General features: G+C 48.1%; 11 protein-coding genes and 1 pseudogene. 9 read left to right on the top strand and 3 right to left on the bottom strand.

Annotated features, from left to right (window positions below):
* Nucleotides 1–155 precede the first annotated feature (155 nt).
* On the top strand, nt 156–1,619 hold the full coding sequence (gene putP / locus FB479_RS17630) for a sodium/proline symporter PutP (RefSeq protein ID WP_164724448.1): 1,464 nt from the start codon (nt 156–158) through the stop codon (nt 1,617–1,619).
* A gap of 138 nt (nt 1,620–1,757) precedes the next feature.
* The gene (locus FB479_RS17635; protein ID WP_106657475.1) at nt 1,758–2,003 is read left to right on the top strand and encodes a DUF3951 domain-containing protein; all 246 of its coding nucleotides are present in this window, start codon (nt 1,758–1,760) and stop codon (nt 2,001–2,003) included.
* On the opposite strand, the gene pdxR is transcribed toward FB479_RS17635, so the two are convergent.
* Entirely contained in the window at nt 1,998–3,419 is a 1,422-nt protein-coding gene (gene pdxR / locus FB479_RS17640; RefSeq protein ID WP_142066163.1) for a MocR-like pyridoxine biosynthesis transcription factor PdxR, read from the bottom strand. The two genes, FB479_RS17635 and pdxR, sit on opposite strands and share 6 nt — an antisense overlap.
* 114 nt (nt 3,420–3,533) lie before the next feature.
* Between pdxR and FB479_RS17645 the strand changes: the two genes are divergently transcribed.
* The 3 genes and pseudogenes from FB479_RS17645 (at nt 3,534) to FB479_RS17655 (ending at nt 5,855) form a co-directional block, all read left to right on the top strand.
* Entirely contained in the window at nt 3,534–4,103 is a 570-nt protein-coding gene (locus FB479_RS17645) for a GNAT family N-acetyltransferase (protein WP_106657473.1), read from the top strand.
* A gap of 210 nt (nt 4,104–4,313) precedes the next feature.
* A pseudogene (locus FB479_RS17650) lies at nt 4,314–4,731 on the top strand (DUF4280 domain-containing protein); the annotation flags it as partial.
* Nucleotides 4,732–5,594: 863 nt separating this feature from the next.
* Nucleotides 5,595–5,855, top strand: coding sequence for a hypothetical protein (locus tag FB479_RS17655; protein ID WP_106657472.1), 261 nt, complete (start codon nt 5,595–5,597; stop codon nt 5,853–5,855).
* A gap of 212 nt (nt 5,856–6,067) precedes the next feature.
* Here FB479_RS17655 and FB479_RS17660 read toward each other — a convergent pair whose 3' ends face one another.
* Nucleotides 6,068–8,035, bottom strand: coding sequence for a dynamin family protein (locus tag FB479_RS17660; protein WP_106657471.1), 1,968 nt, complete (start codon nt 8,033–8,035; stop codon nt 6,068–6,070).
* The gene (locus FB479_RS17665) at nt 8,032–9,753 is read right to left on the bottom strand and encodes a dynamin family protein (RefSeq protein WP_255438436.1); all 1,722 of its coding nucleotides are present in this window, start codon (nt 9,751–9,753) and stop codon (nt 8,032–8,034) included. The genes FB479_RS17660 and FB479_RS17665 overlap by 4 nt, the downstream gene beginning before the upstream one ends.
* Before the next feature lie 321 nt (nt 9,754–10,074).
* Between FB479_RS17665 and FB479_RS17675 the strand changes: the two genes are divergently transcribed.
* Genes FB479_RS17675 through FB479_RS30550 form a run of 4 tightly spaced genes read left to right on the top strand, consistent with a single transcriptional unit; the run spans nt 10,075 to nt 14,138 of the window.
* Entirely contained in the window at nt 10,075–11,649 is a 1,575-nt protein-coding gene (locus FB479_RS17675) for a spore germination protein (protein WP_142066165.1), read from the top strand.
* Entirely contained in the window at nt 11,650–12,756 is a 1,107-nt protein-coding gene (locus tag FB479_RS17680; protein WP_142066166.1) for a GerAB/ArcD/ProY family transporter, read from the top strand.
* On the top strand, nt 12,749–13,981 hold the full coding sequence (locus FB479_RS17685; RefSeq protein WP_142066167.1) for a Ger(x)C family spore germination protein: 1,233 nt from the start codon (nt 12,749–12,751) through the stop codon (nt 13,979–13,981). The genes FB479_RS17680 and FB479_RS17685 overlap by 8 nt, the downstream gene beginning before the upstream one ends.
* A 4-nt stretch (nt 13,982–13,985) precedes the next feature.
* Nucleotides 13,986–14,138: a hypothetical protein gene (locus tag FB479_RS30550; protein WP_185746386.1), complete on the top strand. Its 153-nt coding sequence runs from the start codon at nt 13,986–13,988 to the stop codon at nt 14,136–14,138.
* Nucleotides 14,139–14,142: the final 4 nt, after the last annotated feature.

Genomic DNA, 14,142 nt, shown 5'->3' on the forward strand with positions numbered 1-14,142 from the left:
ATCATCGCGGGCTTTTTCGTGTTATTAAAAAACTTTTTATTGAGTTTCTACAAAATTTTCTGTGTTTCCTTATAGATTTTTATTATTGGGCATGATAACGTGTAAGATGTTCATATAAATTTCATAAATACTAAACATAGCAAGGGGTGCTGCCAATGAATATGCTGCTCGTGTCTATTATTGTGTACATGGCAGGTATGCTGTTAATCGGCTATTATGCCTATAAACGTACCTCCAATCTGACCGACTACATGCTCGGGGGTCGATCTCTCGGTCCAACTGTAACCGCTCTCAGTGCGGGTGCATCCGACATGAGCGGTTGGTTGATGATGGGTTTGCCAGGTGCCATGTTTGCTCAAGGTCTTAGTGCATCCTGGATCGCCATCGGTCTGACTCTCGGCGCTTATGCCAACTGGCTGTATGTCGCTCCCCGCCTTCGTTCGTATACGGAGGTTGCCAATAACTCGATTACGATTCCTGCTTTTTTGGAAAATCGTTTCGGGGATGGGTCTCGGATGCTTCGTCTTGTCTCGGCTCTTGTTATTATGATCTTTTTTACCTTTTACGTCTCATCTGGTCTCGTTTCTGGAGGCGTGTTGTTTGAAAACACCTTCCACCTGAGTTATCAAACGGGACTGTGGATTGTCGGATTGGTCACCATTGCCTATACATTGTTTGGCGGCTTCCTCGCTGTAAGCTGGACGGACGCTGTACAAGGACTCATTATGGTCATCGCGCTCATTCTCGTTCCGCTCGTGACCGTTCTTACAACAGGCGGATTGGGAGAAACATTTACCCAGATCCACACTGTCGATCCCTCTTTGCTTGATATTTTTAAAGGGACGAGCCTGCTCGGCATCATTTCCTTGTTTGCATGGGGTCTCGGTTATTTCGGACAACCGCACATTATCGTTCGCTTTATGGCGATCACGTCCACGAGTGAGATCAAAAAAGCACGCAGCATCGGTATGGGCTGGATGATTTTCTCCGTCGCTGGCGCCATGCTGACAGGTCTGGTCGGTATCGCCCTGTACTCCAAGCAAGGCTGGACGTTGAGCGATCCTGAGACGATCTTCATCCAGCTGGGTACGATTCTGTTCCATCCAATCATTACCGGCTTTTTGCTGGCGGCGATTTTGGCAGCGATCATGAGTACGATTTCCTCTCAGCTGCTCGTCACATCCAGCTCCTTGACCGAGGACATTTACAAAACCTTTTTCAAGCGTTCTGCAACCGACAAAGAACTGGTCACCTTTGGCCGTCTGTCCGTATTGCTCGTATCTGTCGTCGCCTTTTTGCTCGCCTTGAATAAAAATGACACGATCCTCGATCTCGTCGGATATGCGTGGGCTGGATTCGGCGCTTCGTTTGGGCCTGTCATTCTGCTCTCTCTCTATTGGAAGCGCATGAACAAATGGGGTGCTCTCGCGGGTATGATCGCTGGCGCGCTTACCGTTATCATTTGGACTCGTTTTGATGTGCTGAAGGACTTCCTCTACGAGATGGTTCCCGGCTTTGCCATTAGCCTGCTCGCCATCGTGGTTGTCAGCCATTTGACCAGCAAGCCTTCGAATGAGGTAACCGCTCAGTTTGATGAGTACCAAAAAAGCATGAAATAATCCTTGCCGATAAAAGCCAAGCAGCCTATGCGCTGGACAACTACTCTGTCCCACGTCATAGGCTGCTTTTTTCTGTTGAAACTAATTGAAACCCTCATCGTAAATCATCCATAACCTCACAAAAAGGAGGGACAAAAAATGATGATGATGTCCGGCTTGATTATTGGCGTATCCCTTTTGATTTTTGGCATGCTCGGGATGGCTTGCTACCGCTTTTTTATCCAAAAGAAACCGGTCGAGCACTACTACACCCCGCTAGATCGCGTGTTCGGGCAAACACCAGTTGAATTCCATGAGCAAAAGATCGAGAAAAAAGAATCGGCGGAAGAGGAAGGTGACGACAAGGATAAGAACGAGAAGATCCGGCAAAAGCGCAGATCATAGCGAAAACCAAGCTTCTGCCAAACGCCTGATCCCTACCGCAATGTCTTGTTCCTCCACTCCACCAAATCCAACAATAATTCGTGGACGTGCATTTGTCGGATCATTGGCCCAGTTATGGCCGCTTGGATAAACGCGAACATCGGCCGCACGCGCCAGCTCGATCAGCTCCTTCTCCGTTCGGGAAGTATCCACCTCCAGCAAAATATGCAGCCCTGCTGACTGTCCCAATACTCGGATTTCCCGGGGCATGTAGGTCTGTATCGCCCGAAGCAGTGCATCGTGCTTGCGGTGATAGACGGTGCGCATTTTTCGGACATGCTTCTCCCAGTAGCCCTTTTGCATGAACAACTGCATGCTTCGTTGCAAATGGCGGGAAACCGGAGAAGGATACGCCTGGAATGTTTCCAAATATCTCCCGAGCAATTGCCTCGGAAGTACCGTGTAATCCAAGCGAAGTGCCGGAGAAAATGCTTTGGAAAAATTTCCGATATAAACCACACATCCATCCCGATCCATTCCTTGCAGAGATGGCGTAGGGTGTACATTGTAGCGGAATTCGCCATCGTAATCATTTTCGATGATGATTCCGTTCGTTCTCTTTGCCCATTGCAGCAATTGCTGGCGTTTGCTGACTGGCATGACCATCCCATACGGATATTGATGGGCCGGGGTTGTGTATATGACAGTTGCGTTGCTTTTCTCTAAGGCTTCAATGGACAGCCCCTCTTCTTCCAACGGTATCGACACAACCTCGTACCCGTGATGCGAAAAAACGATTCGAGCATCTGCATACCCAGGCTCCTCAATCGCAACCACATGATGCCGATCCGCCAAGAGCAGACACAGAAAGCTGAGAGCCTGCTGTAATCCAGTGCCAATGATGATTTGCTCTGGCCGACAAATGAGCGTACGGGCTCTGCGTAAATATCCGCTAAGCTCTTCTCTCAGCTCCCATTCGCCTTGATCATCCCCGTAAAAAGCAAAGTCCTCGGGATAGACATCCAGCGCCTCCAGCATGCAAGAGCGCCATGCAGCATAAGGAAAGTGCTTCGTATCGATGACAGAACCGTGGAAATTGTAGCGACAAGTGAGATGCTCTCCTTTTTTCTTTTTCAGGATGGACGAATACAAGGCAATCTCCTCATCCTGATCCACTGGTTCTGACCATCTCTCAATCTCGGCAGCATAGAAGCCGCTTCGCTCCCGGCTCACGATGTAGCCTTCTGCGAGCAGTTGCTGATAGGCTGCCTCAATCGTATTTTTTCCGACGCCGCTTGCTTTCATCAACTGACGGATCGATGGCATCTTGGTTCCGGACGGTATCTCTCCTGATGCAATCCGTTTGCTTAATTGCTTGTACAGCTGCTGATACAAAGGTTCTTTGCTGTGTGCATCCATGATCGGCATGTACTCCATCAGCGACCCTCCAATCTGTTCCCATCCAACTCTCTCAAACTGTCACTATATATAGGAGCAGTTCTCTTTTACAATGATTGTACCAGATTCACCCACACGAAAGGAGAGCAAGTCATGCGTATTCATTTACAAGGAGAAAAGGTCGTTCTGCGAGATATTCGAGCAGAAGATATTGATACGATCTACTATTGGAAATACGAAGCAGAGGATCGTGAACATCTCAATTGGAATGGCCCCTACAAACCGCTTGATCCGTACACAAAAGAAGAGTATCGTGCCCTCCCGCGTCACCAGGAGTCTCTTTCTCTCGTCGGGACAGATGCACCAAGAACCGAGCTGATGATTGAGATTGACGGCCAGCTAAAAGGCAGTGTCGGCCGCTACTGGGTATCCGAGGAGACGAACTGGTGCGAAATCGGAATCGTTATTTACGACTCCCGCTACTGGCAGAATGGCTATGGCCGGGAAGCGTTTCGGATGTGGATCGACTACTTGTTTACCCACATGGATACTGTCCGTTTAGGCATCGGTACGTGGTCCGGCAACGAACGGATGATCAAGCTGGCTGCTCACATGGGAATGGTGGAAGAAGCCCGGGTACGCAAAGCAAGGATTGTTCGCGGTGAATATTATGATGCGATTAAGATGGGGATTTTGCGCGAGGAATGGGAGAATCGGAAATAAAAATAACAGGAATACATGAATAGAACTTAATACCTATTTGCACATCGTTTATTCACAACTTTCTATCTATAACTAGCGACCAATCCCAAACCGATACCTCAGTATGTGGGTATTATTCCCTTTTTATATATAGATTGGATATCATTCGTCTTTTTATCACCATGAGCATCTTCCATCTGTATAGGAAACTGCCAGTGAGGAGGAGACTGAATGCCTCATATTGAAGATATCACCGTCCAAAAGTCGAATGCTGAACGCAAGAGTTATGTGGTTGTTGGTGCCATATTATCATGCAGTAGCGGAAGCCAGTTAAGTCGGCTAAAAATGCCGTTCAGTCATGGTGTTTTTGTAAAAGGCAAGCCACAAAATGAACATCATGGACTTTGTTCCCAACGTCAATATCATGCCATTTGGTCAGTGCAACAACTTGAAGAATCCCACTGTCGCTTCTGCTACCGCAGCAAACAATGGTGTACTAACACCGGTGCCGTGCACACCTGTGATGACCATGCCATGGATCGATGGCAAACTGGACAAAATAGTCGGCGGACACCCCGCATTGTTGAACAAATCCACAAATATATGTTTCCATTGCGGACTCATTAAGATTGAAGATGACGGGCAGGATTTGGGTGGTGTGACGATAGGTAATCAGTCCTCAACAAATAGTGGGTCGTCAGATGCCGTTTTTGGGCGAGGACCTGCTTGCGAGAAACCGCAGGAAAAGCCAAGTATGTTGGACCATTTCATCAAAGGAATATCGAAGCTTGGAGATGTTCCTGCTGCGATGCAAAAAGCGGCAAGTGAACTGCCTGGGGCACTAGAAAAAGCTGCAAATGATTTGCCAAAAGGTTTGCAGAAGGCGGCAGAGGATTTACCTAAGGGCGTTAATGTGTTTGTGAGGGAAGGCTATATTGAGCCGATGCAGGAGGACTTGAATACGTTACGGGATGATAAAATCAATCTCGCGGATGGACTTGCAATCGGTGGGATTGCCTTACATGCACTTACGCTTGGAAGAAGCAAAAACGTTAAAAATATCGTAGAGGCTACTAGTAAAGGGAATAGGAAGTGGGGTAAGACACTTAATAGGATTGACAATGGTTCCGGTCATATTCCAATGGATCCAGAAAAGTTTAATCGAATGAAAAATGCTTTTGAGAAGCAAGGGGGGCTTCTTGTTCCTGAATATGAAGCGGTACCACTATTAAATTGGCATGGTACAGAAGCATCAACATTAAATGATAAGACAATTGCGTTTAGACCAAACCCGTCTGCTTCGGCTGTATTTGAGGAGTTTATTCATGCCACTCAGTATAGAACAGGAAGAGCTACCGGTTCAAATATTTTAGAGATGGAGATTGAAGCAAAAGAAAAGCTAATCAAGCATAGAAAAGCATATGGCATACCAAATGTCGAAACCAGAGAAACAATTCAGCATCTTAGGGATTATAGGAAACAATTAGATGAGCAAAAACGGAGGTGGTAGATTTGTTTAAAGTAAATGTTGAATTTGCAATGTATCTTCAGTCCGCAAATGTTGTTGTAATAACTGGCAAATATCAAGGGCAGTTAACAGGTAATGTTCTAGTTGACGCGAATAACCTTGCCAAAAAATTTGTTGTCAATAACGTTGTTCATATGAAATACAAGAATCCTGAAAAAATTAAAGATACGATTTCATTGAATCTCCAGCCAGATGACTTTGAGGCAGATGAATTAGTAGGCAAATGCTTGATAAGCCCTGATTAAAAGTTTTCATGAATTCTGATTAGCAATTCTCAATCCAAAACATTTGCACAATATTGCAAGGACTCAATTAGCAGAATCAATTTAAAACAATTTGGTAGCTCCTACACCTATTAATTATATGACAAGAGCCACCTAACAACAGAAAAAAGGGCATTCCCCTCATCTCTTCAAGACCCGGGAACTGCCCTATTCATTTTCCTACCAAACCGGGACTACTCCAACTCAGCCGCCACACGACTTACTTTTGCCGCCAGCTCGTCAAGATCGACGTTCATCTCAAGAGCCGCAAACAGACCTGTGAAATACTCGTTGATCTGGTCGATGACGCGATTGCGTTCACTCGCCACCAGCTCTTGGAACAGCGCGCTGAACTGCTCATCCAGCTGCTTGTTTCCGATTTCTACATACGCGCTCACTGGTTCTTGCATGCGCTTCTCCAGTTCTTCACGCATTTTTGCTTTGCCATCCTGCTCGAAAAAGTCTTTGGTGTTTTTGAACAAGGAAATCGCGGATGCAAATGCAGATTCGGCTACTGGCAGTTCGTTCGCAAAGGACAGTGTTTCCACCTGTCGCTGCTGATAAGGTGCCAAGGTCAAGCCTGCTGCGTAGCCTTGTGCATCCTTTTGCCACGCCGCAACAAGTGTTGTCCCCTGCTTGTTCGTGAACTTCTCCAAGCGAAGGGTTGTGGCACGCAGCTCTTGCGCCAAGTCGTAGCTGATCGAACGCAGAAGATCAGTCAAGCATCCTTGCAGTGCTTGCTTCATGTTCCGTCCATCGTCCTTGATGACAGCCGGGTTAAAAGCAAGATTGAACAGCTCGTTGAAGCGGAAGAACAAGCGCTGGCGAACGTAGTAGAGCAGTTCCTCGCGCTCTTTTGCCAGGTCGCGCTCGAACGAAGCGGTAGACAGTGCTTCAACAGCTGACAGAGCCTGTGTCTTGGCATTGCTTGCTGCTTCTTTGCGCAACAGACGCTCGTCTTCGCCGGACTGCGCCATACGCATGAATTCTGTCAAGGTATCATGGGCGCGACGGATTTCACCGATTGCAGCATTCACAGCAATTTGCGTCAGCTCTTCAATCGTAAAACGGAGGAACTCTGCTTCAAACGAAGCCATTCCCGAGAACTTGAAGGCTTCATCTGCCGGCATCAGCGGCTCGCCTTCAGCCGTATTCGTGCGCTGACGGTATACTTTCTCCGCAGAAGCTGCCAGCTTGCCTTTTTCATGCATCCGTGCCAACAGAGCAGTCTGGCTCGACACCGGATAAATACGCGGAAGGCGAATTCCGCACGAGAGGAGGTTTTTCTCTACGTGGGTAATCACGCCCTGCAATTCCTCATCGTTTGCTGCGAGGTCACAAGCATTGACGATAAAGAACATTTTGTCCATTTCGAACGTATCCTTGACCCGTCCCATTTGCAGCAAAAACTCGCGGTCTGCCTGTGAAAAGGCGTGGTTGTAATATGTGACAAACAGCACAGCATCCGCGTTTTTCATGTATTCAAACGCCACACCTGTGTGACGCGCATTGATGGAATCCGCACCAGGCGTATCGACGAGAACGATGCCCTGGTCTGTCAGCGGGCAGGAATAGAACAGCTCGATGTATTCCGCAAAACAAGCTTTTTCTTCCTTGGCTACAAAGCCTTTGAAAGCCTGCATATCCACCAGCAATTCTCCACCCAGATGAGCGGCCATTTCTGGCAAGCCTTTTGTAACAGCTTTCAAAAAGGTGTAGTGAGGTTTTGCTGTAGGCGGGATTTGGGCGACGTCGATCTTGCCGAGCTCAGCCAATGCCCCATCCAGATCAGATGCAACCAGTCCAAACACAGCGAGTGAACGGATGACATCCTGCTCGATTGCTTCGCGCTCCTTCAAGACGACACGCACAGTTCCATGCGGGCGTTCATCTGTAGGCGGCATAATTTTGTTGATCGCTGCTGTCGTCGGATTCGGCGATACAGGCAGCACAAGATCGCCCATCAAAGCGTTCGCAAAAGACGATTTCCCTGCACTGAATGCACCAAAAAGTGCGACAGTAAAACGATTGGCAGTCAGGCGATCTGCTCGATCCAGCATCGCCTGTGCCTGTGCTTGCATCCCTGGTACAGAAACGACTTCTTCACTTGCGCGCCGCAGACGCTCTGCTGCCGCAATTAGTTTGTCTCGTAGTTGATTCATGCTACTTGTTCTCCTCCACGCATAATCGCCAACAGACGACCCTTGGTTTCTTCTTCTCTCGCTGCCAGTCCTGCCAGCTTTTGATGCAGCGCTGCCAACTCACGCAATACGCCAAGACGCTCGACTTGAGCCGCACTTTCTACACGCACCTGCTCCTTGATCATCTCAACCACTTGTGCAATGAAGGAGAGACCCACTCGTCTGTACTCCAGCTTCATCCCGTTGGAAATATCCGCACAGTAGTTCAGGACGTACTCACTCGAAGCAGCACCCTCTTTGATGTGCTTGCTCAAGAACTCGCCCGTTATCTCGATCTTGGTTGCGTGAACGCTGGCGTGATATTCTTCGCTCCGCAAATCAAACACTTGCGGCTGCTTGCCGAGCCATTCTTTGAAGTGGAAGTCGAGATTTCCCGCCACTTTTTCGCGGAACTCAACGAGAAGGGCTTCTTCGCGACGTGCGCGTTCTTCCTCTGTCTTCTTGCCTGCAAACAACAGCCCTACCTTGAAGCCCGGCTTGCGGCTCTCCAAGTAGCTTCGTGCTGCTTCGTTCGTGCTGAAATAAGTCAAACGAGCATTGTCCAAAAGTACGCTCAGCTCTTTTTCCATCTGCATTCGGGCATCCTCAGCACGCTGCTCTAGAGCCGCTGCTGTCGCTTCCTCCTGCTCAAGCGCTTCCTGCACAGCCGCAGCATTACGACTGTCGATGCCTTCCACTTCCAGACCATCCAGCTGGGCTTCCCACTGCTGGCGTTGGTCTGCCTGGCTTGTTCTTACTACTTGGATGTGTTCGTCGATCAAATGCTCGGCAGCACTGCGAACGCTCGTGCCAACCAGCTTTTCACGATCAGCGATCAACTGAGCAAGCATACCCTTAAATTCTTCATACATGTTCTCAGAGTGATCTGGTTCCGCAAGCGACGTGTAAAAAATACCATCTGGATGTATATTCCAGGTCGCGAATGCCTCCTCGACACTTTCCTTATAGCTATCGAAATCCAATTCGAAATCAATATGTTTATCGATCATGTTCACAACCAGATAGACTGGCTTGCCACGATCCTTCAACGTCTTCGTAAAGTTGAAGTTCTCTTCGGCTTGAACATGGTTATAATCCATCATGTAAATGACGACGTCAGCCAAATGCAGCGCAGATTCCGTAGCGATTTTGTGTGCTGCATCCGTTGAGTCAATGCCCGGTGTATCGAGCAAGCTGGCGTATTCGTCAAGGAATGTTCCCGGATAGGAGACCTCTACGGATTCAACCGTATCTCCGTCAACAGCAAACTGCTTGAGCTTCTCCATCTCCGTATCTGGATCAAATGTAAGGACTCCGCTGTTCATGGTGAAGACGCGAGCCGCTTTTTCTCCGCCGCGAATCTTGACGACATTCGCACTGGTCGGAATCGGATTGGACGGTAGCAAATTGACACCCAAAAGCGTGTTAATCATCGTTGATTTTCCTGCGGAAAAATGTCCGCAAAACGCAATGTTCAGCTCAGCGCGCTTTGTTTTCGCGGCCAGTTGAATGAGCTTGTGAGGCGTGGTTTCGTCTCCCTGCGATTTCATTACTTCCGCGAGTTCTTCCCATGTATGTGCCAGTCGGGAAAAGTCCGTTTCCCGGATCAATACTTGACTGTCAAGCACTTCTATTCCACCCTTCTCCATCATTCCTACTCTCTCTACTTGTGCCTGTTCAAAAAGTCGTCTTTTCAGCATCGAGAAAATGGCGAGAACCTGAAGAAGGAGGAGCGGAGTGTAGGGGACCTACATGAGCACCGGACTTCGATGGTGAACGCCATTTTCGATGTCGAATAAGCTTTCATGACTACTTCATGATCAAAAGACAAAAGACGATTTTTTGAACTTCCTTTTTACTACTCTCTATTCTACCATGCCGAATGTAACATAGGTCACAGATGAGTTCAATTCAAAACTATGAAAGATTTAGCATTCGCCTATTCTTCCGCATAATTTTCCTCTCATCTGGAAAAAATCGCACTAACATGATATTCGCATTCTGAACGGGAGGAACTTCAAATGATGCGCAGATTTTTATCCCATCGTCGCAAAAAGAAAACTTCCTCTCTTATCACGCAGCGTTTGCAGCAACGAAATGATCCTACGCAGACACTATCGACCAGTTTGCAGCAAAACATGGAGACGTTTAAGACCGTGTTGGGCAGCCCACACGATTTATTGATTCGTTCCTTTTTTATCGGCAACACCAATCATCGCTGTGGTGTTATTGCGATTGATGGATTGGCGAACTGCGATATGCTGGATACGCAGGTACTCGGACATATCCAGTTGATGATCTCGACTGCTTCCAAAGTGGTGCCGACTGAACCCGATGAGATTGTCCAGATGCTCTATGAGGAAATCCTTTCTGTCGTCGAAATATCGAAAGCAACGGACTTCACAAAAACACTCGAAAGCATTCTTTCTGGGGATACAGCCCTTTTCGTAGATGGAACGGCCGAAGTCATTATTATCGACAGCAAGGGATGGAAAACCCGTTCCGTCGAGGAGCCGGTCTCCGAAGGGCTGGTGCGAGGTCCCCGGGATGGGTTTTCGGAGAGTATCCGGGACAACACCGTTCATATTCGCAGACGTGTCAAAGACCCGAGCTTGCGCTTTGAAGGGTCCATCGTAGGGAAACGAAGCAGGACAGATCTGATCATCGCCTACATAGAAAACATCGTTGATCCAGAATTACTGAATGAAGTGCGGCGGCGAATCTCCACAATTGATATCGATGAAGTAGAAGAGTCCGGTTTTATCGAGCAATGGATTGAAGATGATTTTCTGTCTCCCTTTCCTCAGGTTCACAACACGGAGCGCCCCGATAAAGTAAGCGCTGCGCTTTTTCAAGGCCGTGTTGCGATTTTGCTCGACGGAACTCCGATGGTGCTTATTTTGCCTGTGACGATTGGTTTGCTCCTGCATTCGCCAGAGGATTACTACGAGCGTTGGATTGTAGGTACTTTGGCAAGACTTTTGCGGTATTTGGCAGCTTTTCTTGCCGTCTATTCACCCGCTTTTTATATTGCTCTCGTCACCTTTCATCCCGGCTTGATCCCGTCTGATCTCGCCTTCTCGATTGCGGCCACACGTGATGGGGTTCCTTTTCCCGCATTCGTAGAAGCGATCATGATGGTGACAACGATGGAGCTGTTGCAGGAAGCCGGATTACGCTTGCCAAAGCCGATCGGCCAGACAGTCGGGATCGTCGGCGGTCTCGTCATCGGTGACGCTGCGGTATCTGCGGGCATCGTCAGTCCGGTCATGGTCATCGTTGTTGCCCTTACTGCTATCGCTTCGTTCGCCATCCCTGCTTATCACCTCGCCATTGCCTTTCGGATGATCCGTTTTTTTGCGATGTTTATGGCAGCCATTTTTGGAATTTATGGCGTGGTACTAAGCTTGATTGCCATCATGATTCATTTATCCAATCTGACCAGCATCGGGTACCCTTATTTGGCACCTCTAGCTCCTCAGATGCCGAGGGACTGGAAGGATTTAATTTTGCGGGCACCTGTGACCTTCTTGAAGAACCGACCAGATGCTCTTCACCCGAAAGACGAAAATCGTATGAACACAGGAGGGTCGTAAGTGAGCGCACAAACCTTGGCGGAGAAAATGATCAGCAAAAATCATATGGGGATCAGCATCGCCTCTGTCACAATCGGCGTCGGCATTCTGACCTTTCCCCGCTCCCTAGCCAAGGCAACAGGGGCTTTCGACGGCTGGATTTCGGTTGTTTTGAGCGGTTTCTGCGCGTGTGTGATTGGCTGGCTTCTTGCCAAGCTGGCGGCTCGCTTTCCCAGACAAAGCTTCTTTGAATTCACCTCGATCATCGCAACCAAGCCAATCGCCTACATCCTGACCTTGGTCGTCTGTATTTACACCATGCTTTTCGTCTCGTTTGAAATCCGGGCGATCGGAAATATTGCCAAGCAATACTTGTTTTACAATACACCAGTTGAGATGATCACACTCTCCTTTCTGTTGATCGTTCAGTATGCCGTAGTCGGAACGCGCGTTTCCATGCTGCGGCTCAACTTGCTCTTTCTCCCTGTCGTTCTCGTCGTCATGCTCATCGTCTTGCTCTTTACGACCCAGCTGTTCGAGGTAGAAAATATCCGGCCCTTCTTTTCTTCAGACTGGCCCGCACTCATGGAAGGAACAAGAGCGGTCGGACTGTCTTATTCAGGCTTCGAGATTATCCTGTTTTACACCATGCTGATGAAGAACCCTAAAGAAGGGGCAAAAGCCGTAACACTAGGGCTCTCGATTCCCATTCTGCTCTACTTGACCATCTACATGTTTGTCATCGGGGTCTTCTCTGCTGACGTAGCAACGAACCTGACCTATCCAACCATCGAGCTGGCAAAAGAGGTAGAAATCCCTGGCGGCTTCTTTGAACGGGTGGAATCCATCTTCTTTACCATCTGGATCATGACGATCTTCAACACCTGTGCGATGTGGCTCGATATTACGGTGCTCAACTTGCAGTCCATGTTCCACAAGGTGCGTAAAACGGTTTGGGTGCTCATTCTTTCTCCCATCATTTATTTTGTCGCGATGCTCCCGCAAAACCTGGTTGATTTCTTCACGTTTGCAGACAGCATCACCTATTTCGGAATGATCGTCGTCTATTTATGTCCGATTTTGCTGCTCCTCATCGCTGTCATACGAGGTGTAAAGGGTCATGAATAGAAAGCTCACTGCCTTCTGTATATACCTGCTTCTCTCGACGTTGCTGGCTGGCTGCTGGGATCAGGTTCAAATTGAGGAACGAGGATTTGTCGTGGGCGTAGGGATTGATATGCCTCGTACGAAAGAAACCGAGCAGCAAGCCAAGCAAGAGGCTCCCGACAAACCTCCCGTAAAAGAACGCTTTCTCGCCACACATCAATTCGTCGTGCCCGGTGGGTTGGTCTCAGGCGGTCAAGGAAGCGGAGGCGGTCAAAACACAGCCAATGAGGCTTTTCACAATCTCGTATCTGAAGGGGATTCCCTTTTTGAGATTTCCCGCGAATTGGCTACCCGAACCAGCCGATCCCCGTTTTATCAGCATATGAAGATCCTGATCGTTTCTGAGGATGTCGCCCGTACCAAAGACGGTTTTGCCAGGGCACTCGATTTCTATCTGCGTGATCCAGACTCAAGACGAAGCAGCAAGGTCTTTATCTCAAAAGGTCTTGCCAAAGAAGTACTGGAAGTCAAACCGAAAACAGAAAAGCTGCCAGCCATTTACGTCAACTCTGTCGCGGAGAATGACGATAAAAATTCCCGCATGCTTCCAGATGTCCGATTGGGCGATGTCCACGAGGAGCTTCTTAGCCCCTACAGTTTTGTGGTTCCACGAATCAGACCCGAAGAGCAAGAGGTAAAATTAGCAGGTGCGGCCGTTTTTGCTCATGACAATCAGTTGATGGGTTTTCTCGGGGAGGAAGAGACGGAGGGACTGAATTTTCTCACGGGAAATATTAGCGGAGGTATGCTAAAAGGCAAGCTGAAAAACAACCTTGTCTCAATGAACATTCAAGGGATGAAACATAGCATTGAAGCAGATTTGCGAGATCGGCAGCACATGAAATTCACGATCATCATTGAATGTGAAGGCACATTAGCCGAGTCTTACACCACAATGGATTATTTGAATCACATGGCGATGGAGAAGCTTGAACAAGTGTTTGCCGAAGAAATCCAGCGAATGAGCAATGACACCATCCGGAAGGTCCATAACCAGATGAAAGTGGATGTCATCAAGCTTGGCAGCTATCTCAAGCAGCATCATTTTTCGCTATGGAAAAAGATTCGGCAGGATTGGGAAACAGGGCAGCGTCTGTATGAAAAAAGTGAGATAACCGTTCAAGCAAAGGTCTATCTGCGCAATATCGGTGCAATTAACCGTACCGAACGCCAAAACAACAGGTGATCCCATGTTCAAATTTTTAGGCGTCGTCCCTCCGTATTTGACCTTAGCAGGGACGGTCTTGTCGTTTTTGATTCCCTATCTTTTTTACAAAATCAACAATAAAATTCACGAGCTGGGCGATCCGCCGTGGAAGAAACGGAATAACTCCAATTCGTAACAAA

It is taken from the genome of Brevibacillus sp. AG162 (assembly GCF_006715575.1).
Lineage (GTDB): Bacteria > Bacillota > Bacilli > Brevibacillales > Brevibacillaceae > Brevibacillus > Brevibacillus brevis.